The sequence below is a fragment of the Gammaproteobacteria bacterium genome, assembly GCA_013151035.1.
In the GTDB taxonomy this organism is placed as follows: Bacteria; Pseudomonadota; Gammaproteobacteria; order JAADJB01; family JAADJB01; genus JAADJB01.
Map to the genome: position 1 here is coordinate 65,998 of JAADJB010000008.1, position 26,675 is coordinate 92,672.

The 26,675-nt window shown below is 46.6% G+C and carries 21 protein-coding genes and 1 pseudogene; 20 read left to right on the forward strand and 2 right to left on the reverse strand.

Annotation, left to right across the window (positions count from 1 at the left end):
- The first annotated feature begins 2 nt into the window (after nt 1-2).
- The 3 genes from GXP22_01020 (at nt 3) to GXP22_01030 (ending at nt 3,727) form a co-directional block, all read left to right on the forward strand.
- The gene (locus GXP22_01020) at nt 3-2,687 is read left to right on the forward strand and encodes a DEAD/DEAH box helicase family protein (protein ID NOX08067.1); all 2,685 of its coding nucleotides are present in this window, start codon (nt 3-5) and stop codon (nt 2,685-2,687) included.
- Nucleotides 2,688-2,753: 66 nt separating this feature from the next.
- Entirely contained in the window at nt 2,754-3,146 is a 393-nt protein-coding gene (locus tag GXP22_01025) for a hypothetical protein (GenBank protein ID NOX08068.1), read from the forward strand.
- On the forward strand, nt 3,143-3,727 hold the full coding sequence (locus tag GXP22_01030; GenBank protein NOX08069.1) for a dephospho-CoA kinase: 585 nt from the start codon (nt 3,143-3,145) through the stop codon (nt 3,725-3,727). Before GXP22_01025 ends, GXP22_01030 begins: the two co-directional genes overlap by 4 nt.
- On the opposite strand, the gene GXP22_01035 is transcribed toward GXP22_01030, so the two are convergent.
- Nucleotides 3,718-4,344, reverse strand: coding sequence for a VPLPA-CTERM sorting domain-containing protein (locus GXP22_01035; GenBank protein NOX08070.1), 627 nt, complete (start codon nt 4,342-4,344; stop codon nt 3,718-3,720). The two genes, GXP22_01030 and GXP22_01035, sit on opposite strands and share 10 nt — an antisense overlap.
- Nucleotides 4,345-4,524: 180 nt before the next feature.
- Here GXP22_01035 and lnt point away from each other — a divergent pair, with 180 nt between their 5' ends.
- Nucleotides 4,525-6,036, forward strand: coding sequence for an apolipoprotein N-acyltransferase (gene lnt / locus GXP22_01040; protein NOX08071.1), 1,512 nt, complete (start codon nt 4,525-4,527; stop codon nt 6,034-6,036).
- Between the two features lie 39 nt (nt 6,037-6,075).
- Here lnt and GXP22_01045 read toward each other — a convergent pair whose 3' ends face one another.
- Nucleotides 6,076-6,603, reverse strand: a complete 528-nt coding sequence (locus tag GXP22_01045; GenBank protein NOX08072.1) for a zinc ribbon-containing protein — start codon at nt 6,601-6,603, stop codon at nt 6,076-6,078.
- Nucleotides 6,604-6,750: 147 nt separating this feature from the next.
- Between GXP22_01045 and GXP22_01050 the strand changes: the two genes are divergently transcribed.
- The 16 genes and pseudogenes from GXP22_01050 to GXP22_01125 all read left to right on the forward strand — a co-directional run bounded on the left by GXP22_01050 (nt 6,751) and on the right by GXP22_01125 (nt 25,830).
- Nucleotides 6,751-9,213 carry a leucine--tRNA ligase gene (locus GXP22_01050; GenBank protein NOX08073.1) on the forward strand — a complete coding sequence of 821 codons (2,463 nt, stop codon included), beginning with the start codon at nt 6,751-6,753 and terminating at the stop codon, nt 9,211-9,213.
- A gap of 17 nt (nt 9,214-9,230) precedes the next feature.
- Nucleotides 9,231-9,734: a hypothetical protein gene (locus GXP22_01055; GenBank protein ID NOX08074.1), complete on the forward strand. Its 504-nt coding sequence runs from the start codon at nt 9,231-9,233 to the stop codon at nt 9,732-9,734.
- A 15-nt stretch (nt 9,735-9,749) separates the two neighbouring features.
- The gene (locus tag GXP22_01060) at nt 9,750-10,775 is read left to right on the forward strand and encodes a DNA polymerase III subunit delta (GenBank protein ID NOX08075.1); all 1,026 of its coding nucleotides are present in this window, start codon (nt 9,750-9,752) and stop codon (nt 10,773-10,775) included.
- 293 nt (nt 10,776-11,068) lie between these two features.
- On the forward strand, nt 11,069-12,328 hold the full coding sequence (locus tag GXP22_01065) for a glutamate-5-semialdehyde dehydrogenase (GenBank protein NOX08076.1): 1,260 nt from the start codon (nt 11,069-11,071) through the stop codon (nt 12,326-12,328).
- A gap of 5 nt (nt 12,329-12,333) precedes the next feature.
- On the forward strand, nt 12,334-12,960 hold the full coding sequence (gene nadD, locus GXP22_01070; GenBank protein ID NOX08077.1) for a nicotinate-nucleotide adenylyltransferase: 627 nt from the start codon (nt 12,334-12,336) through the stop codon (nt 12,958-12,960).
- Between the two features lie 167 nt (nt 12,961-13,127).
- Nucleotides 13,128-13,463: a ribosome silencing factor gene (rsfS, locus tag GXP22_01075; GenBank protein NOX08078.1), complete on the forward strand. Its 336-nt coding sequence runs from the start codon at nt 13,128-13,130 to the stop codon at nt 13,461-13,463.
- An 18-nt stretch (nt 13,464-13,481) separates the two neighbouring features.
- On the forward strand, nt 13,482-13,952 hold the full coding sequence (gene rlmH, locus GXP22_01080) for a 23S rRNA (pseudouridine(1915)-N(3))-methyltransferase RlmH (protein ID NOX08079.1): 471 nt from the start codon (nt 13,482-13,484) through the stop codon (nt 13,950-13,952).
- Nucleotides 13,953-13,957: 5 nt separating this feature from the next.
- Nucleotides 13,958-15,412 (forward strand): ribonuclease G, encoded by a 1,455-nt coding sequence (gene rng, locus GXP22_01085; GenBank protein NOX08080.1) that lies wholly within the window; start codon nt 13,958-13,960, stop codon nt 15,410-15,412.
- The gene (locus GXP22_01090; GenBank protein ID NOX08081.1) at nt 15,412-19,200 is read left to right on the forward strand and encodes a TIGR02099 family protein; all 3,789 of its coding nucleotides are present in this window, start codon (nt 15,412-15,414) and stop codon (nt 19,198-19,200) included. The genes rng and GXP22_01090 overlap by 1 nt, the downstream gene beginning before the upstream one ends.
- A gap of 7 nt (nt 19,201-19,207) precedes the next feature.
- A complete protein-coding gene (locus GXP22_01095; GenBank protein NOX08082.1) occupies nt 19,208-19,549 on the forward strand; it encodes a hypothetical protein in 342 nt (113 codons plus the stop codon).
- Nucleotides 19,546-20,364, forward strand: coding sequence for a carbon-nitrogen hydrolase family protein (locus GXP22_01100; GenBank protein NOX08083.1), 819 nt, complete (start codon nt 19,546-19,548; stop codon nt 20,362-20,364). Before GXP22_01095 ends, GXP22_01100 begins: the two co-directional genes overlap by 4 nt.
- Before the next feature lie 262 nt (nt 20,365-20,626).
- Nucleotides 20,627-22,072 (forward strand): metalloprotease TldD, encoded by a 1,446-nt coding sequence (gene tldD, locus GXP22_01105; protein NOX08084.1) that lies wholly within the window; start codon nt 20,627-20,629, stop codon nt 22,070-22,072.
- Between the two features lie 372 nt (nt 22,073-22,444).
- Complete coding sequence (gene pmbA, locus GXP22_01110) at nt 22,445-23,752, forward strand: metalloprotease PmbA (protein ID NOX08085.1); 1,308 nt, start codon at nt 22,445-22,447, stop codon at nt 23,750-23,752.
- Nucleotides 23,719-24,141, forward strand: coding sequence for a DUF423 domain-containing protein (locus GXP22_01115; protein ID NOX08086.1), 423 nt, complete (start codon nt 23,719-23,721; stop codon nt 24,139-24,141). The genes pmbA and GXP22_01115 overlap by 34 nt, the downstream gene beginning before the upstream one ends.
- A 301-nt stretch (nt 24,142-24,442) precedes the next feature.
- On the forward strand, nt 24,443-25,606 hold the full coding sequence (locus GXP22_01120; protein ID NOX08087.1) for a hypothetical protein: 1,164 nt from the start codon (nt 24,443-24,445) through the stop codon (nt 25,604-25,606).
- Nucleotides 25,607-25,698: 92 nt separating this feature from the next.
- Nucleotides 25,699-25,830 (forward strand): annotated as a pseudogene (locus GXP22_01125) (zinc-ribbon domain-containing protein).
- Nucleotides 25,831-26,675 lie beyond the last annotated feature (845 nt).

Genomic DNA, 26,675 nt, shown 5'->3' on the forward strand with positions numbered 1-26,675 from the left:
TAATGGCTCTGCATCCTGATTTTCCGGATTCGCCCCATGTTATTCTTGAACCGGATATTCGCTGGTTTCCTGCTGATGAAGCCCTGCGTGAATCCTCTTATGAGAAATTATTACCACCACTGGTACATAAGTTACGCAGGAAGGTTCAGTTATGGCGTGAGACAGGTTATGAGGGTGCGTCCCCTACTAGCATTCATCTTTTGAACTGGTGGTTTGAGCGTGAGCATCTAATGCCAAAGTCCGATGGTTCTATGTCCACGTTTCAGTATTACTTTGCCCAACGCGAGGCAGTGGAAACGGTGGTTTATCTTTATGATGTGGTCAAGGTAAAGGATAAATATGATCTGATCCGGTTTGATTCATCCGGTGCGGTATCAGCGGGTATGTTTGATGAGGCATGGCGGCGCTTTGTAATCAAGATGGCTACAGGTTCGGGTAAGACCAAGGTAATGAGTTTGATCCTCGCATGGAGTTATTTTCATAAGATGTATGAAGATGATTCTGAACTGGCGCGTAACTTTCTGTTGATTACTCCGAATATCATTGTGCTGGATCGTATTCGTACGGATTTTGATGGCCTGCGTATCTTCTTCGAAGACCCTGTGCTGCCCGATAATGGTTATGAAGGTTACAACTGGCGTGATGATTTTCAACTGACCCTGCATATTCAGGATGAGGTCAATATTACCCGAAAGATTGGCAATATCTTCCTAACCAATATTCATCGGGTTTATTCAGGTAATGATATCGAACCATCGGCGGATGATGACGATACCATGGATTACTTTTTAGGTAAGAGGCCGGTTGGAAAGACCACTGATTCAAAGGTTGATCTGGGGGATATTGTCAGGGATATTGATGAGCTGGTCGTGCTGAATGATGAGGCACATCATATCCATGACAGTCGTTTAGCCTGGTTTAAGTCAATTGAGGATATTCATCATCGTTTGCAGCATAAAGATCGTTCTCTTTCACTGCAAATTGATGTGACTGCAACACCCAAGCACAATAATGGGGCTATCTTTGTGCAGACAGTATCTGATTATCCCTTGGTTGAGGCCATTGCGCAGAATGTGGTGAAACACCCTGTGTTGCCTGATTCTGCCAGCCGTACTAAATTGTCTGAGCGACAAAGCTCGCGTTATACCGAGAAATACGCAGATTATTTGCATCTGGGGGTTGAGGAATGGCGTAAGGCATACGGTGAGCATAAAAAACTGGAGAAGAAGGCTATCCTCTTTGTGATGACAGATGACACCAAAAATTGTGATGATGTTGCTGAGTATCTTGAGACTACCTATCCTGAGCTAAAAGATGCAGTGCTGGTCATTCATACCAGGAATAATGGTGAGGTCAGCGAGGCTGCTAGTGGCAAGAAAAAAGAGGAGCTGGAACTATTACGCAAACAGTCCAATGCGATTGATAGCTGGGAGAGTCCCTACAAGGCTATCGTTTCCGTGCTGATGTTGAAAGAGGGTTGGGATGTCAGGAATGTCACCACCATTGTGGGTCTGCGTGCTTATGGAGCCAAAAGCAATATTCTGCCAGAGCAGACCTTGGGACGCGGGCTGCGCAGAATGTATCCCGGCAATGAGGTGGAAGAATATGTCAGTGTCGTCGGTACCGATGCCTTTATGGACTTTGTTGAGTCTATTCAGTCTGAAGGTGTGGAACTTGAGCATAAGGCTATGGGTGAGGGCACTAAACCAAAAACACCGATTATTGTTGAGGTGGATAATGAAAATACCAGTAAGGATATTGAACTGCTTGATATTGAGATTCCGGTATTAACAGCAAGAATCTATCGAGAGTACAAAAACCTTGAGGATCTGGATGTCAGTTGCTTTGACTACAAGAAGGTGAAATATAGATCCTTTAGTGAAGAAGATATGCGAGAGATTGTGTTCAAGTATGTGACCAGTAATGAGATCAGTCATACGACCTTGCTGGATTCCTGTGTGGTGACGGATTATCGCTCTGTTATTGGTTATTTTGCTCAAATTATCATGAAGGATTTACGCCTGGTCAGTGGTTATGATGCGTTATATGGAAGGGTGAAATCCTTTATTCAGAATGACTTGTTCGAAACAGAGATTGATCTTGATAGTATGAACACCCTGCGTAATCTATCGGAGTTAGAGGCGAGCAAAACACTGGTTGAGACCTTTAAGAAGCAGATTAATGCGCTTACGGTTCGAGATAAAGGTGATGCGGAGATCAAGGATTATATCAAGTTAAGGAAGACCCGCCCATTTGTGGTTAAGGAACAGGGCTACCTTATTCCTAACAAAAGTATCTTTAACAAGATTATCGGTGATAGTCATCTGGAGCTGCAATTTGCCGCCTTTCTTGAAGGTTGTGAAGATATTATTTCTTACGTAAAAAACTATCTGGCTGTACATTTTCAGATTGATTACGTTAATGCCGATGGCAATATTTCAAATTATTATCCTGACTTTATTGTTAAGTGCTCTTCAAGCTCAGTAATTATTGTAGAAACCAAGGGGCTTGAGGATCTTGATGTACCCCTTAAGATGGAGCGATTACGCGAGTGGTGTGTCGATGTTAACAAAGCACAATCGGTTATTCATTATGATTATGTATTTGTTGATGAGGAAGGTTTTAATCAATATCAGCCTAAAACCTTTCAGACATTGATGTCAGGTTTCAGGGGATATAAGGCTTAATATCGGTATTTTGTATTTATGTAGCAATATGCTACAATATAGGTCGTATTGTAGCGAGGTGTACTGATGTCGACTCCACTCAGGGTAAATGACCGTCTTTTTAAGGATGCCGAGGCGGAGGGTTCTTTAATGAATCGCTCAACAGCCAAGCAGGTTGAGTTTTGGGCCGAGCTAGGCAGACGTGTAGCTCCTTCGGTATCACCCGCAAATATGCTGGCATTGATGCAGGGGATTGCACAGGTGCATATTGAGATACCTGACTTACAGCCGGTAAATCCTGATCATGTTTTCGATGTGGTTGATAAAGCCAGTGCATCGGGTTTACTGGGTCAGCAGATTACACAGGGTGGCTTGTATTATGAGGTGAGTAAAACCCAACCAGGGTTGCTGGATCAGGTTATGCCCGATGGGCAACGCCTTGCGGGACGTTTCAATAGTGGTTTATTTATCCCTGAATGAATGTGGATAAACAGCTTTGGTTATTAGCGGGTGGTAACGGAGCAGGTAAATCAACCTTCTACCAACAGTTTTTGGCAACAACGGAATTACCCTTTATCAATGCCGATATACTTGCCCGGCAACTTGATGCTGAGAATAGCGAAGCGATTAGTTATAAGGCAGCAAGGCTAGCTGAAAAACTACGAACGGATTTATTACAATCAGGTGTCAGTTTTTGTTTTGAAACGGTTTTCTCTCATCCATCAAAGATTGATTTTTTAGCACAAGCAAAATCATTGGGCTATGAGATTATTTTGGTTTATATCCATCTACAAACAGATGAATTGAACCAGGCGCGTGTTATGCAACGTGTGAAACAGGGTGGGCATAATGTGCCTATGGATAAGATTATTAGTCGTATCCCAAGAACAATGTCCTATGTTAGTGATGCATTGCCTCTGGTTAACCGGGCGGTATTTTATGATAATTCATTACACAGCCAGCCATTTTTATCCGTGGCATCGCTGTTTGCAGGGCAGTTGCAGAAGCATGTGAAGCCATTACCTGATTGGGCGGAGAAGATGTTGGTGAATTACATTTGATTGCGGTTTTTTCTGATTCCAAACAGCCCGATTAAACCCGAGATCAAAAGCCAGGCGCTTGCGGGCAGGGGTACAATTGCTAAACCATATTGTATGTGATCAACTTCTATGTTGTTGACGCTCCCTCTATCCGAAATGAATATCTTTGATATACCGCCTGCATTGCTTACGCCGAGAAAGCGATCCTCAGCTGTCGTTCCATTAAAACTGTAATCACCTAAAGTAGCTGTCAAGACACCCAGAGAGGCTCCATTTTGATCAAATGCCTCAAAATCAACCAGGCTATTCGGTGTGCCATCGGTCCATACCAGGCCGGCTCGGGTTGGAAAACCACCAAGAATATTGGTGTCAAATGTAAAGGTCATACTCGTTGGGTCGTAAATACTGGTGGCATTGCCACCGTTACCGTTAATGACGCCATTGTCTATATCGACTGAATCACCGGAAGGCCCTTTATAAATGATACCTTGATTAACGCTGAGCCCAGGGGTGTTCAGTTGCTGGTCTTCGAAGTCTTCCAGATAAAACCAGGAGAAAGTCTCTCCGGAAAAGGGGCTGTCACCTGAACTCAGATAGGGCGATGGCCCGAGTAATGCCGCTGATGTGACTGTGGACAAGATAAAAAGACAGAAACCTGTAACGGTATTTATTAGGTGATGATATTTGCGTGTCATTGGGATATCCCCTTGATTATTCGTTTTTTATATGAGATCCATCTTCCAGTAAAAGTCTAGCTGATATCGATTGTTTGTCAATTTCGCGTGGGTCTGTCATATAATTGTGTGATGGATATCCTTTTGTCTCAGCGTGAACCTGTAAAAAACCTGTTGGCACTGTTTAGCGGCCTGCTAATCCCATTGGCCTTTGCGCCTTATTCATACGGTCTGCTGGTGTTGCCTGCGCTGGCACTGTTTTTCTATCTGTTGGAGTCATGCTCGGCTCGGCAGGCTTTTGTGCGCGGTTGGTGTTTTGGTCTGGGTCTGTTTGGTGCCGGTCTGTACTGGGTTTATATCAGTATCCATTTTTATGGACATGTCGGTATCTTTCTCAGTGTGGCAGTGACCTTTGCCATGGCGGCTCTGTTGGCATTATATCCGGCTATCTTTGCCTGGTTGGTGGTACGTTTCAAGCCGGTTATGCCCGGCCTTCGACTGGTACTGTTGATGCCGGCTGTCTGGTTATTAATGGAGTGGACTAAGGGCTGGTTGTTTACTGGTTTCCCCTGGTTGACCCTGGGTTATACGCAGATTGATACCGCGCTAGCGATGTATGCACCGATTGTCGGGGTCTATGGTCTGTCTCTTTTATTGGTGATGCAGGCAGGGGTGTTGACCTGGGTGCTGGTGGTGGGTCGTCGTGCTGTGTTAATGGGCGGGCTGATTTTCGCCTTGATTTGGCTGCCTGCCTTATTGTTCGATGAAGTGCAATGGACGCAGGCCTTGGGTGAACCGATAGCGGTGAGTCTGGTGCAGGGCAATGTTGATCAGAATGATAAATGGAATCCATCATTACGTGGGGAATTTATCAATCAATATCTTGAGATGAGTCTGGGACATCTGGATAGTGACATTATCGTATGGCCAGAGACTGCCATCCCGGCCTTTTATCATCAGCTTGAATCTTCAGTGATTGCTGAACTGGATCGTCTCGGCAAGAACTCTGGTACCAGTTTTCTAGTGGGTGTCCCGGTGCTGGATCAACAACGATGGGACTATTTTAATGCCGTTGTGGCACTGGGTCAGGGGCAAGGCACTTACTACAAAAATCATCTAGTGCCCTTTGGTGAATATCTACCTCTGCGGCAATGGCTTGGCACCTTATTACATTTTATGGATATCGAGATGGGAGACTTCAGTCGGGGCGGGGTCTCACAACCATTGATTCAGGCCGCAGGTTTACCGGTGAGTGTGTCGATTTGTTACGAAGCGATCTTTGAAACGGAACGTCTGAGCGATCTGCCCGAGGCGGCCTTGTTAGTGAATGTGAGTAATGATGCCTGGTTTGCAGATTCATCTGCCCCGCATCAACATCTGGAGATGGTGCGTATGCGTGCGCTGGAGGCGGGACGTTGGGTGTTGCGTGCAACCAATACCGGGATTACGGCGATTATTGATGAACGGGGCAGGGTTGTAGCGCGTGCGCCACAGTTTGAGGTCTATGTGTTGGATGGACAGTTACAGCCGCGCAGTGGGGCAACCCCCTTTGTTATCTGGGGGAATATCCCTGTGTTGGTGTTGGTGGGGCTGATTTTGTTGGGTTGCGCGACAAGCCCACTGTTCAGGCTTTTCGGCATGAAGAAGGTTAGGTGACAGACGGTAGGGTGTGTACCACGCACCATTGAGGAGACCTTACCCCGTTTGTTTACGCACAAACTCGGTGTGGTGACAAGCTGGGCAAGGTGGGATATGTCCGGCCTTATGAAAGTGCATCTCTTTACCACAGGAGTGACAGATCAGCACGCCGGGACCAGTGATCTCACCCGTGTGATAAGGGGTGCCCATCTTGATATCCTGTTTGAACTGCATCAGTTCCAGGCGGCTCTTGTCGGCGACAGACAGGAACAGGTCGAGCAGGTGTTGTTCGATCAGGGCGACATCCAGGCTGAACCAGTCATCAATCTCCTTGCCGGTCTCGACCAGAAAGCTCCCAACTTCCTGAAAATCACGCTTTAGATAGCCGGCAATCTTGTCCGCCTCTTCTTGAGTTAATTCGCCCAGCTCAACCATTTTTTCCCGTGCCTGGTCGATATGCTCCTCAATCCGGGGCAGGGTGTGTTCTTCGGTCTCGTTGATCAGCTTATGAACGCGCTTCATCATTTGCTCATAGGCGTGGATCAGTTTATTACTATGGCTGGATTCGGTGTTTTTATCATTCATGGCGATCCTCCTTGTTTAATATGTCTATGTGTTCAGTTTGGTCTATTTTTTGTCACTTGTGAAGTGCTATTTTGCTGTTATAGAGGGTCGCAGTACGGTATCCTTGCCTTTCCTTTTTTCTTTGACTAGATACGAGTACGAATTTTGATGGATGAGCAATACCTGCCTGCTGAAATTGAACAGGCGGCACAAAAATACTGGCTGGACAATGCGACCTTTAGTAGTGTTGAGGATGATCGCGAGAAGTTTTATTGTCTCTCCATGTTTCCTTATCCCAGTGGTCGCTTGCACATGGGGCATGTGCGTAATTATACCATTGGTGATGTGATCTCCCGTTATCAACGTATGCTGGGTAAGAACGTGATGCAGCCGATGGGCTGGGATGCCTTTGGGCTACCCGCTGAGAATGCGGCGATCAAGAATAATGTGCCCCCTGCCAAATGGACCTACGAGAATATTGATTATATGCGTGGGCAGTTACAACGGCTGGGTTTTGGTTATGACTGGAGCCGTGAGATTGCGACCTGTAATCCACAATATTATCGTTGGGAACAGTGGCTATTCACACGTTTATTTAAAAAGGGTCTGGTTTATAAAAAAACGGCACCGGTAAACTGGTGTGCACATGATATGACAGTGCTGGCGAATGAGCAGGTTATTGATGGTTGTTGCTGGCGTTGTGATAACAAGGTGGAGCGTCGTGAGATCCCGCAGTGGTTTATGAAGATCACGGATTATGCCGAGGAGTTGTTGGCCGGGCTGGATCATCTACCCGACTGGCCCGAGCGTGTGCGGACTATGCAGAAGAACTGGATCGGGCGTTCTGAGGGCATGGAAGTGCATTTCTCTATTGCGGGCAGTGATGTGCCACTGAAGGTCTTTACCACACGTCCGGATACCTTGATGGGTGTGAGCTATGTGGCGGTGGCTCCGCAACATCCTCTGGCCATAGAAGCAGCAACGACAAGACCTGTATTAAAGACGTTTGTTGAGGAATGCCGATGTATGGATACGACTGAGGCGGCGATGGAAAAGGCGGAGAAAAAAGGCGTGGATACCGGTCTGCTGGCAATACATCCGGTGACGGGTAATCGCGTGCCAATCTATGCCGCTAATTTTGTTCTGATGGGTTATGGTGAGGGTGCGGTGATGGCTGTGCCCGCACACGATCAACGTGACTGGGAATTTGCCAAAGAATACAAAATTCCTGTGCAGCAGGTGATCCAGGCTGAGAACGACGATGAGGTTGACCTTAAAAAGGCCGCCTATACGGGTAAGGGTATTCTGATCAACTCGGGTGAGTTTAATGGTCTGGGGTTTGATCAGGCTTTTGCCGCACTGGATAGCTATTTACAGGAGCAGGGCAAGGGTGGTAAGACGGTCAATTATCGTCTGCGTGACTGGGGGGTATCGAGGCAGCGTTACTGGGGCGCACCGATCCCGATTATTAATTGCCCGGATTGTGGTTCGGTTCCTGTACCGGAGGCGGATCTGCCTGTGATTCTACCGGAACAGGTTGAGCTTAACGGTATTAGCTCTCCACTCAATGGACACTCTGATTTTATCCATGTCGCCTGTCCCTCCTGTGGTGCTGATGCGGCACGCGAGACTGATACCTTCGATACCTTTATGGAGTCTTCCTGGTATTACGCGCGTTATGCCTGTAAGGATAATGCCGATGCGATGCTGGATGAACGGGCGAACCACTGGTTGCCAGTAGATCAATATGTTGGTGGGATTGAACATGCCATCCTGCACCTGCTATACGCGCGTTTTTATCACAAATTATTGCGTGATGAAGGTTTGCTCGATAGTGATGAGCCGTTCAAAAGCCTGTTGACCCAAGGTATGGTATTGAAGGATGGTGTCAAGATGTCCAAGTCCAAGGGCAATACGGTTGATCCTCAGGACTTGATCAAACAGTATGGTGCCGATACGGTGCGTCTGTTTACCATGTTTGCAGCACCACCAGAACAGTCACTGGAATGGCATGATGCGGGCGTAGAAGGGGCCTCTCGTTTTTTGAAAAAAGTTTGGGCCTTTGCACATCAGTACCAGTCCGGGATTGTTGCACAGAATAAAGCGGGTAGTCATCCTGACTGGAATGAGCTGGATACACAGCAGACGGATTTACGCCGTGATATTCATGTTACTTTGCAACAGGCGCGATTTGATTTTGATAAGTATCATTTCAATACCGTAGTCTCTGCCTGTATGAAGATGATGAATGCGCTGGCGAAGATCAAAACTGATTCATCGGCCGCGGATGTTGCGCTTGCCAAAGAAGGTTTGGGTATATTGATTACCTTGTTGTCCCCGATCACCCCGCATCTGGCACACCAGCTATGGGGGCAACTAGCCTATGGTGATGATGTACTTGCCGCTGTCTGGCCTGAGGTGGATGAGTCGGCATTGGTGCAAGATACGATAGAGATGGTGGTACAAGTGAATGGTAAAGTGCGTGCCAGGGTCTCGGTGGCGGCGGATGCATCAAAACAGGTAGTCGAGGAGATTGCCCTGGCGGATGTTAATGTGCAACGCTTTGTTGAGGATAAAACGATTCGTAAGTTGATTGTGGTGCCGGGTCGTCTGGTTAATATTGTAGTGTAAAGATGGGTGGGTAGATAATGAAGCCAACTATAAATACGATATCTCACTGGTTGCTATGGGGACTGGTGATGAGTCTGATCACAGCCTGTAGTTATCACCTGCGCGGTAAGGTTGATCTCTCTGAACGTATTAATGATATCTATATTCAGGCCGCTGATCAGCGTGCTCCGATGGTGCTGGGTCTGCGTTCCATATTACAGCGGAATGGTGTGCGCGTGGTCACCGACAGGGCGCAGGCGCGAGTGATATTTAATCTACTGAGTGATCAGGTGGATCAACGTGTCCCGGTGTTAAGTCGATTGGGTAAGGCACTTGAATATGAGCTACGTTATCAGTTCAGGTTTTCTTTACTGGATGCTGACGGTGAGGTGTTGCTGGAACCGCAGACAGTCTCGGTTAATCAGGAATACATCTTTGATAAAAATAATATCATGGCCAAAAAGGATGAGGAACAGGGTCTGATCGCGGCGATGCGGGATGACCTGCTGCGTTTAATCATGTTACGTCTCGGCGCTTTGTAGTTCGGGTATTATTTCGTGCAAGTTTCTCTCGATCAATTAGATTCATTTGCCAGCAAGGAGCTGCCTCCCATATTTTTTATTCATGGGGAAGATGCTCTGCTGTTGACGGAGGCGGGTGATACCATTCGTGCGGCGGCCAGGGAACAAGGTTATCTGACCCGCGATGTGCTGGATGTGGATGCCAGTTTTGACTGGAATAGTCTTATGGCAGAAGCGAACAGTATGTCGCTATTCGCCGAGCGCAAGATTATTGAGTTGCGTATGCCGGGGGGTAAGCCCGGTCGAGCGGGGGGTGATGCCCTGCGTGCCTACGCCGAACGTCCTGTTGAAGATACCTTGTTGTTGATTATCTCGGGTAAGCTGGATAGCAAGGTTAAAAATACACGCTGGATGAAGGCGCTTAATGCCGTAGCAGCCGTAGTTCCAGTGTGGTCACTGCAAGGGAATCAGTTGCTTGAATGGCTGCGTCGTCGGATGTTTGATCGTGGTTTAAAGCCGACCCCTCAGGCGGTGCAGGTGCTGGCCGAGCAAGGTGAAGGTAATCTGCTGGCCTGTAATCAGGAAATTGAAAAGTTATTGTTACTGTATGGCCCGGTTGAGCTGGATGTCGATGAGGTCATTGCCTCGGTATCGGATAGTGCGCGTTTTAATGTCTTTGATCTGGTGGACTACGCTCTGGGTGGCGATGCGGCACGTTGTATCCGTGTATTGACGGGGTTGCGGGCAGAGGGTGTGGCGGCTCCGGTGGTGTTATGGGCGCTGGCACGCGAGATTCGTGTATTGCTGGATGCCAACTCGGGACTTAATCTGGAAGCGGCGATGCGGCAACACAATCTGTGGTGTCCAGCGCAACATAAGGTGCTGTTGGCAAAGGCGGTGTCGCGGCATCCAGCATTGCGGTGGCGTAATATGCTGGTTCATTGTGCGCGTATTGATCAGGTGATCAAGGGGCGGGCAGTGGGCAGGGAATGGGATGAGCTGGTACAATTGTGTTTGTCGTTTAGTGTTCGGCCTTTGTTTGGAAAAAATGCGTTTGCTTAGTTCGAGACATGAATCGCGCTTTTGTTCGTTCTGGGTATAGGTTAGCTGTCTTTATCAAAGACACGCCGTGAAACCATCCCTGGTGGCTCGATGCCCGCGTCCATGCGGGCAACGGTCTTTGATAAAGACAGCTAACCCATACCCTTGTAGTTATACGAGACCAGTAATGATTTGGTTTAGGTATGTTGTGTTTCTCGTTCCCATGCTCTGCGTGGGAATGATAGCTCGATGCGATGATGTTTAATAGTTTGGTTTAACTGTGTTGTGTAATTAATTGATTTTAAAGGTATATTATGTCTGATATTGTTGAGTATATGCGTGATCTTGGGCTGAAGGCACGTCGTAGTGCGCGTTTGATGGCGCGGGCTGATACGGGGGCAAAGAATCAGGCCTTGTTGGTGATGGCGGATGAGATCGAGGCACAAACAGAGTCCTTGCTGGAGGCGAACCGGAAAGATATGGATGCGGGCAGGGATAAGGGGCTGGATGCTGCCTTACTGGATCGGCTGGAACTGAACCAGGAGCGGATTCAGGGGATCGCTGAGGGTCTACGGCAAATTGCGACTTTGCCTGATCCTGTGGGTGGTATCACGGATTTGAACTATCGTCCCTCTGGTATACAGGTCGGTAAGATGCGTATGCCGTTGGGTGTGATCGGTATTATCTATGAGTCACGCCCTAATGTGACGGCGGATGCGGCGGGGCTGTGTCTTAAGTCGGGTAATGTGGCTATCCTGCGCGGTGGTTCGGAGGCGTTGCATTCCAATACTGCGATTGCGGCTTGTATCCATGTCGGGCTGCAACAGGCGGGTCTGCCGGTTGAGGCGGTGCAGGTGGTTGATACTACGGATCGTGCGGCGGTGGGTGAATTATTGAAGATGAAGTCCTGTGTGGATGTGATTATTCCTCGTGGCGGAAAGGGGCTGATTGAGCGCATTACTGAGGAATCAAAGATTCCTGTTATCAAGCACTTGCATGGTGTATGTCATGTATTTGTTGATGATAAGGCTGATGTTGAAAAGGCGAATAATGTCGCTTTTAATGCCAAGACTCAGCGTTATGGCACCTGTAATACCATGGAGACTTTGCTGGTGGCGGAGGGGATTGCGGCGCAGGTGTTGCCTGACCTAGCTCAGCGTTATGTGGATGCCGGGGTTGAGTTGCGTGGTTGTCAGCAGACCATGAATTTTCATTCATCAATCATTGCGGCGACGGATGAAGATTGGGATACAGAATATCTGGCACCAATATTATCGATTCGTATCGTGAAGGATCTGGATCAGGCGATGGATCATATTGCACGTCATAGTTCCCTGCATACCGAGAGTATTATTACTGAAGATTACAGCCATGCCACTCGTTTCTTGCGTGAGGTTGATTCAAGCTCGGTGATGGTCAATGCCTCAACCCGTTTTGCTGATGGTTTTGAGTATGGCTTAGGTGCCGAGATTGGTATCAGTACCGATAAGCTGCATGTGCGTGGTCCGGTGGGTCTGGAAGGGCTGACAACACAGAAGTATATCGTGTTGGGTGACGGGCATATTCGGAAATAATACGGGTGATTGCTGTCTTTGGTGGCACCTTTGATCCGGTTCATTTTGCGCACCTGAAGATGGCGCAGGCGGTCAGGGTGGCTCTGGGTGTTGATGAGTTGCGTCTGTTGCCTTGCGGGCGTCCACCTCATCGTGTGCCGACGGAGGCATCGGTGGAACAACGTCGCTCTATGCTGGAGATGGCGCTTGAGGATCAACCGGGTTTGATTATGGATGATCGGGAATTATCCCGTCCAGGCCCTTCTTACATGGTGGACACTCTGGCCTCTATGCGACAGCAATATCCGGCTGATCCAATCGTATTAATTATGGGTCTGGATGCACTGAGTGCCTTGCATCGTTGGCATCATTGGCAGGATCTGTTTCAGTACGCCCATATCCTGGTGTTAGGCCGGCCGGGTTATAAGGCATCAGAGAACAAGGTTCTGTCTTCTTTCTTATCCTCACGCTGGAGTCAAGATCTGGCCGATTTATCAAGCCATCCATCGGGCCGGATTATCTCACTGGATCTTGGTTTGATCGATGTATCCTCGACACAGATACGGGACAAAATTGCCCACGGTGAAGATGTCAGTACCCTGTTGCCGCAGACCGTGTATGAATATATACAAGCGCAGGGTTTGTATACCTAAAGGGTAGGGTGCATATTACGCACCAAAAGGTGTTGGTGCGCAGTGCGCACCCTACCCGCCTACGCGGGGATGACAAGAAGAAAGGCATTTCAAGTGCGTTGACCCCTTGAATTTGCTATAATATCCCGATCAATTATGGTGGGATTTAATGAGTAATGAGTAAAGAAATGAGTACGGATGAATTAAGAGATTTGGTGATTCATACCTTGGAAGAGATGAAGGGTCAGAATATACTGGAGCTGGATGTTCGGGAAAAGACCTCTATTACGGATATTATGGTGATTGTGAGTGGCACCTCAACGCGTCATGTCCGGGGTCTGGCTGAGCAGGTCGCACTGGAAGCCAAGAAGGTGGGTGTGCAACCACTGGGCACAGAGGGAGAACGCGAGGCTGAATGGGTGCTGGTAGATCTGGGTGATGTTGTCGTGCATGTGATGAAGCCAGAGGTTCGTGAATTCTATAGTCTGGAGAAGCTCTGGAGTGTTGATGCGGTTGTTGACTGATTTATCAGGGCTGTCTTAGTGCAGATTCAACTGTTGGCAGTGGGTAACCGTATGCCGGACTGGGTTAATCAGGGCTGGAATGAATATGCACGACGTATGCCCGCGCATTGTGCGCTGAAGCTGACAGAAATTGCACCTGGACGCAGAACAAAATCTTCTGATATCAATACCATTATTCGTGAAGAAGGGGAACGTATTATTAATGCGATCCCACGGGATTGTCATGTTATTGCCCTGGAGGTAGGGGGTAAACAGTGGTCAACACTCGAACTCTCTAAACAAATGGAAGACTGGCAACACAGCGGCAGGAATACAATATTGCTGGTCGGTGGTCCGGATGGTCTGTCTCAGGACTGCGTTGCACGCGCTAATCAAAAATGGTCACTATCAAAATTAACCTTACCACATCCGTTGGTGCGTGTTGTCCTTGCTGAACAATTGTATCGCGCATGGAGTGTATTGACGGGGCATCCTTATCATCGAGAATAACTATTATGAGTGAGGAATTACTGATTAATGTAACGCCCAGTGAGACCCGTGTAGCGGTTGTTGAAAATGGCATGTTACAGGAAGTCTTTATTGAACGTGCGCGTAATCGCGGTCTAGTGAGTAATATTTATAAGGGTAAGGTGAAGCGCGTCCTGCCCGGTATGCAGGCGGCATTTATTGATATTGGGCTGGAAAGAACGGCCTTCTTGCATGTTGCTGATATGTTAGGTCATCAGCCGGAGAACAAGCAGGAATCGATTAACTATTTGCTGCATGATGGTGATCATGTGTTAGTGCAGGTGATCAAAGATCCAATGGGAACCAAGGGTGCCCGTCTGACAACCAATATTACCATCCCCTCACGTTACCTTGTCTTTATGCCGGGGGGTAAAAATGTGGGTGTCTCACTACGTATTGATGATGAGGACGAACGTAAACGTCTAAAAGAATATGTTTCTACTATCAATGCCTCTGCCGCAGAGGATGGTGGTTACATTATTCGTACCGTTGCCGAAGGTGCCAGTGAGAAGGCACTACAGGCCGATATGCGTTTTCTCCGTAAGCAATGGGAATCGATGCAGGCAAAGATGACTGATGCACCCGCAGGTACCGGTGTCTATGAGGATCTACCCTTAATGCTTAAGGTGTTGCGTGATCGTTTTACCTCGGATATTGAAAAAGTTCGTATTGATTCGCGTGAGACCTTCCATAAGGTTAAGGGTTTTATTGACGAATTTATTCCAGAGTTATCCGGCTTGCTGGAATATTATCCGGGCGAGCGTCCGATCTTTGATCTATATGGGGTTGAGGATGAGATACAAAAGGCATTGAATCAGAAGGTGCAGTTAAAGTCAGGTGGTTATCTGATTATTGATCAGACTGAGGCAATGACCACCATTGATGTTAATACGGGTGCCTATGTCGGACACAGAAACCAGGAAGAGACGATCTTCAAGACTAATCTGGAGGCGGCTCAGGCACTGGTAAGGCAACTCCGATTACGTAATCTTGGTGGCATTATTATTATTGATTTTATCGATATGTCGCAGGAAGAACACAAGCGTCAGGTGCTACGGGCACTGGAAAAGACGTTGGAAAAAGATCACGCCAAAAGCAAGATTAGTGAGGTGTCCAATCTGGGTCTGGTGCAGATGACACGTAAGCGTACGCGTGAAAGTCTTGGTCATATATTATGTGAAAGCTGTCCTACCTGTGACGGTAGGGGCACCTTGCGTACTGCTGAAACCGTATGTTATGAGATCTTTCGTGAGATTCTGCGCGAGGCGAGGCAATTTGATACCGAGCAATTATTAGTGTTGGCTTCACAGGATGTAGTGGATCGTATCCTGGATGAGGAATCAACCAGTCTGTCAGAACTAGAATCATTTATTGGTAAACCGGTGAGGTTTCAGGTCGAGGCCTTGTATACGCAGGAACAATATGATGTGGTTCCGATCTAATGAAATTACAGGCATGCCTGCATAAGCTGATTTATAGTATCTCGGTCTTTATTGTGGTCGTTGCCGTGATGATGGGGCTGACCCGCCTGGCGTTATCTTCGCTTAATCTGTTTCATCAAAAAATCGAGACGGCGGTACAGCAGATATTGCAACAACCGATAAGCCTGGGTCTGATTCGTGGTGACTGGCAAGGCTTATATCCCGGCCTGGTGGTGTATGATATTCAGTTAACAACCGCGCATGATGAACACCCTTTTATTATTCAGGAGCTGCGCCTGTCCGTTGACTGGCCCAGTTCGCTGAGTAAGCGCACATTGCAGTTGAATGGGTTAATCATTAACGGGATGAGTGCCTTTGTTGAACGCACCACCGATGGCACGATTCATGTGCAAGGTATTATTCCACAGCAGTCTTCCTTCGATGCGCTATCGGCAATATTCTCTCTTCCCAACATACACGTTAATGATAGTCGCCTGTCCTGGTTAGCTAAGGGCGCGGATGTGATGGAGCTGAACAATATTGGTTTATCGCTTCATAATCATAATCATATTCATCAAATGGAAGTTTCATTCCAGCCCGGTAAGGCATTGGCCTCCAGTGTGCGTATGCAGATGGATCTTAATGGCACCATCCATGATCGGGGTTCGTGGTTGGGTTCAGTGTATGTTGAGACCGAGGATCTACAGCCTTTCTATTTTCTGGATTCGGATAATAATGCTTCAAATCACTATTTTGCTAAACATCTGGCAAGCTGGATAACTATTCAGGATGGGCAGATTAGTCGTGTATTGGGGCAGGGGATTGCAGAACAGGACAAGGTTACAGGCGTGTTCCAGTGGTTACGTCAGGGTGAGGGATGGTTGCTTGATATCAATGGTTTTATACCCATGACTCCTGATGAAAATTTTGTTGATCATGGTTTAAGTCTGCAAGCAACGATGGATAATGCTGATCAAATGCATTACCGAATGGGGATGCAGGGTATTGATTTTTCCTGGTTGTCACAATTGATGGCATCCACCGGGCTGCTGCCTGAAAATATTGATGATATGGTTCATGGTCTTGCGTTGCAGGGTGTGGTGGATGATCTGCAAATGGATCTATCCACCAATCAGGAAGCGGTTATTAGTGGCTTTGATATTGATGCACAAATTAATGCATTTTCAATGCATAGCTGGAACAAGATTCCTGGAGTTGATGGGCTGGATCTGCTTATTAAAGGCGATATGGAGACAGGCACAGTATCCATTACGGGTGAGGGTTCGAGTTTTGATGCACCGAAAATATTTCGTTGGCCACTGGTTCTTGATCGTGTCAATGGTTCCCTGGAATGGGACTATCAGGATAAGGTGTTGACCTTGTTGGCAGAGGACTTTGAGGTCGGTAATTCACATATTCAAACCAAGACTCGATTGCATCTGGCTATACCGCTGGATGAGAAGCGTGCTCATATGGATATGCAGGTCAATTATGGCAATGGGGATATTGAACATGTCGAACCCTATTTGCCCGCAGGGATCATGCCCGCAGGTGCTGTTAAGTGGCTTGACAAGGCTTTGGTGAGTGGTCGTGTGACACAGGGGGGGATGTTGTTTTATGGCGATCTGAAGGATTTCCCTTTTCATCATAACGATGGCCGTCTTGAAGTTCGTTTTGATGTTAAAGATGGTATTTTGGATTATAAAAAGGGCTGGAAAGATATTCACGCGTTACAGGCTGAAGTGCTCTTTCTAAATCAGTCGATGATAATTCATGGTCATAAGGGAACCATTCTGGGTGTTCAATTAAGTCAGGTAAAAGTGAGTATTGATAATCTCAAACGAGCCTATCTGACGGTGGATGGAACGGCAACAGGTTCTTTTGATCGTATGATGCGGTTTGTTAAGGAGAGTCCTGTCGGTGGTTCCTATACCTCGGGAGTTGGCGGTTTTAATGGTGTGGGTGATGCTCAATTAAATTTGCGGCTGGGAATTCCACTGGCATTAAATAGCGGTGACTATCGGGTGAATGGCGATGTTGATCTGGAAGGTAATCGTTTGTTGTTGCCTGATTGGGATCTATCCGTGGATGAATTGAAAGGACGATTCTCATTTGATGGTAGTACGTTATATGCACGGAACCTGCAGGGGCATTTATTTGGAGATCCGGTACAAATTTCGATGAATGCCTTGCCACAAGGTGAGGATATATTTACCCGTATAGAGATACAGGGAAAGGTTGATGTGCGAAAGAAGGTGCAACAGCAGGCGGCTTTTTTGATAAACCATAGTGCTGGGCTTAGTCAATGGTTATTGCGTATGGATATGCCAACCAGTACCAAGACCACAGGTTTACCTGTGGAATTGAGTTTGTCATCGGATTTGCAGGGGCTATCCATTGATCTGCCGTATCCACTGTCGAAAAAGAAAGATGAAACAGGGTGGCTTGAATTAAAGACACGTTTATCTGCTTCTGGTCAGAGTAAGATGATAGATATGTCGTATAACGGGTTGTTTTCTGCTCAACTGGAACTAGGTGGTGACAATAACGCGGCAGCCTGGAAACGTTTGGCGATCGCTTTTGGTGAACAACCTGCACGGGTATCCGATCAGTATGCCATTACTGTATCGGGTGAACTCGATTATCTGAATGTCAGTGCCTGGTTAACGGCTCTGGAAAGAATTGATCGCTCAGGACAGGATATTTCCCGTTCGCTATTTGTTGATCTGAATCTGGCGGGAATGGGTGTCTCTCAATATCACTTTAATGATACCCGTGTGGTGATTGATCAGGACGATGGCTGGAATATCAAGTTGGCGGGGGATGATTTGTCCGGAATTATCCGTGTGCCTTCATTGATTGATCAACAACATCCCTTATTGGTCAAGCTTGATCGTATGGTGCTTAATCCTGTTGCAACAGAACGTACAGAAAGTGATATATCAGAAGCTATAGACCTGCAACCTGGGGATGTACCCCCTACCGATATACAGGTTCGAAAGCTATATTTTCGTGAGTTATTACTTGGGGAGTTTCAGTGTGTTTTGCAACAGGGTGATAATGCCCTGGTTATGAATGATTCAGTGTTATCATCCGATTGGTTGAACATGGAAATGTCGGGTGACTGGCGCGTAAAGGATAATATTAGCAAGACACAGTTATCAATGACGATACGTGATTCCAGTCTGGAAAAACTATTGCATTTATTTGCTATTAAGAATTATGTGCGTAACGGTGATATGACTGCAAATATTGAATTAAACTGGAACGATACCCCACAAAATTTTAGTATTCAAGCGGTGAATGGTGAACTTGATCTGCATGTAAAAAAGGGACGGCTTCTTAATGTCAATACCGGTATGGGGAAGATCCTGGGACTGTTGAACTTTAGTACAATCCCTCGACGTTTTACCCTGGATTTTGATGATTTTCTACGTGAGGGTTTTGTCTTTGATCGTATAAAAGGACATTTGTCTTTATGGAATGGAAGTGCCTATACTAGTAACTTTGTTGTTGATGGTCCGGTTGCGGAAATTCAGCTATTTGGTCGTACCGGATTATCGGATAAGGACTATGACTTGAATGTAACGGTTAGACCTCATTTGAGTTCAAGTCTGCCTTTGTTAGGCATAATTGCCGGTGGTCCTGGTATCGGTGCAGCACTTTATCTGGCAGACAAGTTATTTAGCTCATCCTTTGATGGTTTAAATAAATTAGGTGATTCTGAATATACCGTTACCGGTAATTGGGATCAACCACAGGTTAATCGGGTGGAAAAGAAACGTGAGGGATATGGTGTTAATCGATAGAAATAGTATGATGAAGAAGCTGTTGGTGGTTTGTTTGATGTTGTTGGCCATTAATGTGGCTCATGCAGAAGAGCTATGGGTTATATCAGGTGAACAATGGGATCGCCCGCGTACTGGTGCACTGGTCTCAAAGATCAAGATTATTGCTGCGGCTGTTCATCGTTTTGATGAAAACAAAGGGCTCCGACTGGAGATTAATCATCCAGGTGGTGAAGAGGGCAGTCTGTGGGCTTATGAGCTGCGTTCCTGGTTAATTGCTCTGGGTGTGCCGAGTGATTACATTGAACTCCTTCCTGGTGGAGTGAGTCAGGATTTATTGCATATACAAATAAAAGGTGAAGTACAGTGAGTATGATCGCGTGCGTACAAATGTCCTCCGGCCCCAATCTGGATGCTAATCTGTTTGAGGCGGAACGTCTTATTGTTATAGCGGCAGAGCAAGGTGCGAAGTTGGTTTTATTGCCTGAGAACTTTGCCTTTATGGGTATGCAGGAGGTTGACAAAATTGCCGTTTCTGAGACCTATGGTGATGGAGTTATCCAGAATTTTCTGGCGCAGCAAGCGGTGCGCAACAAGATATGGATTGCCGCTGGCACGATACCGATAAAGACCAATAATGCCAATAAGGTTAGAGCCAGTTTTTTGCTCTATGATGATCACGGTGAGGTGCAGGCTCGATATGACAAGATGCATTTATTTGATGTGCATGTTACTGGTACTGATGAGCACTATAATGAGTCAGAGACCATTGAACCGGGTGATACGGTGGTGGTGGTTGATACTCCGTTGGGTAAAATTGGTATGGCGGTGTGCTATGACCTGCGTTTCCCCGAACTTTATCGCTCGATGATTGATCAGGGTATGGAGCTTTTGCTTATGCCTTCTGCATTTACAGCTTATACCGGTAAGTCTCACTGGGAGCCTCTGGTGCGCTGTCGAGCGATTGAGAATCAATGTTATGTTGCCGCTGCGGCGCAGGGTGGTTATCACATTAATGGTAGAGAGACCTATGGAGATTCGATGATTGTAGATCCCTGGGGTTCAATACTGGAACGGTTGCCACATGGCTCGGGTGTGATCTGTGCGCCGATCTCATCGGAGCTGTTGAGTAATACACGTAATAATTTCCCTAGTATTGCTCATCGGCGTTTACGTTGTGGTTGAAAATTACTGAATCCGAGAGATTGGTTGCTTGTTCTTATCACAGACACGCTGTGAATACGTCTGGTGAGACCGAGACAGGAATCGATCTTCTCTAACAGAGACACGCCGTGAAACCATCCATGGTGGCTCGATGCCCGCATCCCTGCGGGCATCGGTCTCTGTTAGAGAAGATCAATTCCTATCTCTTGAGTTGATGATGAGTTGAAGGAATAGAGAGAGAGGTAGAAAGAATAGTGATTAATGAATATTGTGGTGGTTTTTAATGCAGGAAGATAATTTTGAATTAGCCCGGCAGGTTTTGCTGGAGGCTAATGGTCTGGATGAGAATGATCTACAGAATGTGATTGATAGTCTGTTTGAGCATCGTGTTGATGCGGCGGATATCTATTTGCAGAATTCTCGCTTTGAATTATGGGTGCTGGAGAACGGTATTATCAAGGAAGGTTCCTATAATATTGAACAGGGTGCAGGTGTTCGGGCTATTAGCGGTGAAAAAACCGGGTTTTCCTATTCCGATGAAATTGTACTGTCTGGTTTACAACAGGCAGCGAAGGCGGCTCGGGCTATTGTGGGTAGCGGTAGTGAAGGGCAATGTCAGGCATGGAAACGTAGTAATACTGATCGTTTATATCAACCACTGGATCCAATGGCCAGTCTTGCAACCGATGTAAAGATTGACCTGCTGCAGCGGGTCGATGCTGAGACACGCAGGATTGATTCTCGTGTTCAACAGGTCATTGTCAGTATGGTGGCGGCACATGATACGATTTTGATTGCTGCCAGTGATGGTACCCTGGCGGGTGATGTACGTCCCCTGGTGCGTTTTAGTGTGAGTGTGGTTGTGGAAGATAATGGTCGCAGGGAACAAGCCAGTTCAGGTGGTGGTCGTCGTATGGGTTATGACTATTTTATGGATGATGAGATTGTTTTTGACTATGCGCGTGAAGCGGTAAGACTGGCCTTATTGAATCTGGAGGCTGTTGATGCTCCGGCGGCGACTATGCCGGTGGTGTTGGGGCCGGGTTGGCCGGGTGTGTTATTGCATGAGGCTGTGGGGCATGGTCTGGAAGGCGACTTTAATCGTAAGGGAACCTCTGCTTTTTCGGGGCGAGTGGGTGAACACGTTGCCTCATCTCTTTGTACGGTGGTTGATGATGGCACCCTTGAGGGGCTGAGAGGATCACTCACTATTGATGATGAGGGTGTTCCCACACAACGGACAGTATTGATCGAAGATGGTGTGCTTAAGGGCTATATGCAGGACAAGATGAATGCCAGGCTGATGGGTGTGCAATCGACTGGAAATGGTCGGCGTGAATCCTATGCACATTTGCCTTTACCGCGCATGACCAATACCTTTATGTTACCGGGAGAGTCTGATCCTGAAGAGATTATTGCCTCGGTTAAAAATGGTCTTTACGCGGTGAATTTTGCCGGTGGACAGGTGGATATTACCTCGGGCAAGTTTGTGTTTTCAACCAGTGAGGCCTATCTGATCGAGAATGGAAAGATTACTGCGCCGGTGAAGGGAGCGACCCTGGTGGGTAGTGGTCCTGAGGTATTGCATCATGTGTCTATGGTGGGCAATGATCTGACGCTGGATCAGGGTGTGGGGACTTGTGGTAAGGATGGTCAGAGTGTGCCGGTGGGGGTTGGTCAGCCGACCTTGAAGGTGGATGAGTTGACGGTTGGTGGGACGAGTTCCTGAGTTTGTGCTTTTAGGGCGAGACAGGTGTTACTCATCTTTATCAGAGACACGCAGTGAATACATCCATCGGCAATTGCTCCTGCATTGCTCTACCTACCTACATCCATGTAGGCGTGTAGGCTCCATGCCCGCGTCCATGCGGGCAAGGGTCTCTGCTCAAGACGAGCAACATCTGTCTCTTGTTGAGGATTTATAAAATCTGTCATCCTCGCGCATGCGGGGAGTTAGACAGGGGTAGGGTGCGTACTACGCACCATGTTTTATTATCCTCGCGGATGCGGGGAGTTATAGTGACAAGTTAACAGGATAGCGGTAATGAATAATATGAGTAACAAACAAGAAGTCGATAATGAATTACCGGATGCCGAGTCTCTGAAGGAACTGTTGGCCTATACCCTGGAACAGGCTGTTGCCCAGGGTGCGGATACAGCGGAGGCGGGGCTGAGTGATGGTTCGGGTCTGTCGGTGAATGTGCGTCTGGGTGAGGTCGAGACACTTGAGTATCATCAAGATCGGGGTCTCGGTGTGACGGTGTATATGGGTAAACATAAGGGTTCTTCCAGTAGCTCGGATTATAGTCATAAGGCGATTCGTGAGGTGGTAAAGGCGGCCTGTGATATTGCGCGTTATACCGGTGAGGATGATGCGCATGGGCTTGCTGATGGCGATTTGATGGCACAGGATATCCCTGATCTTGATCTGTATCATCCCTGGGATATTGCTGTCGATGATGCTATTGATCTGGCGAAAAGCTGTGAAGATGCTGCGCGTGCCGAGGATGCACGCATTACTAATTCTGAAGGGGCAAGTATCTCGACCTATCAGGGCTTGTCGATGTATGGTAATACCCACGGCTTTATGGCAGGTTATCCCACCACACGTCATAGTATGAGCTGTTCTGTTATTGGGTCAATAGATGATGAGATGGAGCGCGATTACTGGTATAGCACCTCAAGATTGCCTGCCGAAGTTGAAGCACCGGAATCAATTGGAAAACATGCCGCACAGCGTACCTTGCGTCGACTCGGTGGGCGACGCATTGATACTCAATCGGTGCCTGTTATATTGGCAGCAGATATCGCTCCGAGTCTGTTGGGTAATTTTATTGCTGCCATTCGAGGCGGTAATCTCTATCGTGAATCCAGTTTTCTATTAGATCATTTAGGTAAGAAGATATTTCCGGATTTTGTTCATATCTATGAACAACCTCGCTTACTTCGTGCCCTGGGTAGTGCTACTTTTGATAGTGAAGGTGTGGCGACAGCAGATAGAAGAGATCTTATCGAACAAGGTGTTTTACAGTCCTATGTGTTGAATAGTTATTCAGCACGCAGGTTGCAGATGGAGACCACAGCGAATGCGGGTGGGGTCAGAAATCTGACGGTTACATCGGGTGAATATGATCTGCCACAGATGTTAAAAGAGATGGGCACAGGGCTGCTGGTGACTGAATTGATGGGGCAGGGCGTTAATATTGTAACCGGTGATTATTCACGCGGTGCGGCGGGTTTCTGGGTTGAGCATGGTGAGATTCAGTATCCTGTACATGAGATTACTATTGCTGGTAACTTGCGTGATATGTTCAGTGGCATAGTGGCGGTGGGTAATGATGTCGAGATGCGCGGTAATACCCGTACCGGTTCAATATGGCTGGAAAGCATGATGATTGCGGGCTCTTGAGCAGGCTGTTTTTATCTCTCGGTGCAGCAAGTGCCATGCTGGCGGTTATCCTGGGTGCCTTCGGTGCGCATGGCTTGCGCGGTAAGCTTGACCCCTCTTTGTTTAATGCCTTTCAGACTGGTGTGGAATATCAGATGTATCATGCCCTTGCCCTGGTTATGGTGGGCATTCTATTTGGGCAATGTCCAACTGCGGGTTGGCGATTACGCTGGTCGGGTTATCTGTTTACCACGGGTATTATTCTGTTTTCCGGTAGTCTGTATGTGCTGGCAGTGAGTGGCATGCGTTGGCTGGGGATGATTACTCCATTGGGTGGGGTCTGTTTTATTGGTGCCTGGTTGTTGTTGCTGATTTACGCTATGCAATCCGGGAAGCACTGCACCGATTAGTTGCCCCTGGTTAGTTCGAGGCATGCATTGCCCTGCTCTATCAGAGACACGCCGTGAATACATCCCTGTAGGCTCGATGCCCGCGTCCATGCGGGCAACGGTCTCTGTTAGAGCAGGGCAACTCCTGCCTCTTGAGTTAACGAAAAGATGATCGTGACTGCTTGTTTGTAATATGTTTTTGCGGTAATTTAGTTATCAGGATTATGGAGAGGGAAGAATAATGATGGATAGTCGGCAAATGGACGTGTTTGCTCGTGAACTTTTGCCGTCCACTCCATGTTAGGCCTTGGGAAAGAGTTTCATGGAAAATGACATTAACGACTTGCCCCCAATAATTTATCCATATCATATTGGACCCAAGACTAGAAATTTTTCCACTTCACTTTTATTTCATGAGACTTTAGCTGTCTCATTGGCAGCCTGGCCCATGGAAGATCCTATAGAGGCTTTCGTTTTGGTTGGTGGCAGGGCAGAACAAATAGGCCATCCTTTAGCAAATATTTTTAATGATATTTTTCATCAATTTGATATTGTTCAGGAAGTTGCTGTAAATGAAATGAAACACCTAGCTCCTTTAGGGAATAAAATTTCAAGAGCGATTACCATATACCCCGGCACTCCTGAACATTATGCTGTATGGGAGCCCTATCATGATATTTGCTTACCTTTAGCAGAAAAATCATTAGAAAATGTACACATTTTAGGTGCTGCCGTCACTGATTTTTTATTTCGTGTTTATGAGTTAATGCTAATTCATGAGCATAACCCAGACCTTGTTTTGTCAGAATTGAATGATAGAACGACAAAATTAGGAAGTGACTATTTGTTGCTGGCTGAATGCGCCTTAAATAGATATACCTTACCTGCTACAGGACGAGGAAAATGGATAACAGATTCTAGTGATATGTTAAATATCCTGTCTAACATTGGCAAAGATATTTTTATCCCAGATAATAAGACGGTTGATTTTCGAAGTGAAGGGCTTGCCTCAACCCTTTTCGATAAAATATTAGAACCATATACACCAAAACTTGATTTAAAGGGCATTGATATAGTAAATAGAATGATGAGTGAGCGTTCTGGAGAACTTGCGGTACTAAGAAAGACTATAGTTCATGAAGCTAATACAATCATAACTGACTCACCTTCTGAAAAATTACTCAAAAGTGCTTTTGAGGCTTCTATTTTTAAAGTCGAAAATGAAGTTAGCAGTCTAGTTAATATAAACAGAAATGGCTTCAAAAGTCTGGTAAATAAACTATTAGAGGACCGTGTTGTGTGGGCAACTTTGGCAGGCTTTTCAAGTGCAGCCACTGCAGGAATGCCTATTGCCTTAACGGCAGCACTGGGAATCACTGCACTATCAAGTTTGGGAGCAAATGCAATGAAGGTTAAAAATGAAAGTAAGAAAAAAATAGATGATTCACCGTACTCATTTATACATTACTTAAACGCGGAGGCCTAACAAGACGCTCGTTCGGACGCAAACTACGCTATGCTTCGTTTGCGCCGCACAGCTTTAACGTTATGTATCAATTAATCTCCAAGGAGTAATGAATGGCTTTGGTAAGATGTAAAGAGTGTGGAGAAGATATCAGCACAAAGGCACAGGCATGTCCAAAATGTGGAGCTAAAGCTCCAAAGAAAACATCTCTGTTTACGTGGTTCGTGCTGATTTTCATAATTTTTATTGTTTACGCTTCGGATCAGGCACCAACGACCACTGTCGATTCATCTCTTAATAAGATAAAAAGCACTTCGTCAAATGGCTCTAAAGTTTCAAAAATATTGAAGAAGATACCCCCGCCAAAACCATCGTGGGGAAGTGCCACTGCTAACGATGAAATGACCGGGAAGTTTTCAGCGTATGCTAGTTCGCCTACTGTGCAACCTACAAAGAGAATGTCATTCCCATACGGCGCCGTTAATGCTTGGCTTGGTGTTGGATGTGACAGTGAAAACGAGTGGGTATATATAGGTTTTAATAGCGCACCAAACCTTACCAATGACGAAACCGAAGATGGTTATAATTTAATTAGAACAAGAATGAAATGGAATAATGAAATAGGAAATGTTGTGCTTACCCAAAAATGGGGGGCAAAGTTTTTACATTTTCGCAATGCTAGTTTAGCGATAACTAACATAGCAGCATCAAGCACAGCCCTTTTGGAGCTACAATGGCATGGTGAACAACCCGCACATTTTAAATTTACGCTTAATGGGTCATCCAAGGCGTTGAGTGAAATAAGAGCGCAATGTAAAAAATAGAATGAAAATACATAACACATATGAGCCATAACTCTGTCAATAGGCACTAGTGATTTCTTGGTTAATGTTTTTAACCAATAAATCAATGAGCAAAATCGCCTGCTTCATCTTTTATGGCAGTCTGTTAAGTTAGTTGCTTACAGAAAAGACATAAAAAAATATGACTGGTCATCTCAAGCCTCAGGGAAAAGCATCAATCAGTGGGTGTCCGAAATTCTTAAGCACTCAACACTTGATTAAGGCGGCATATAAGCAATTATTCGAAC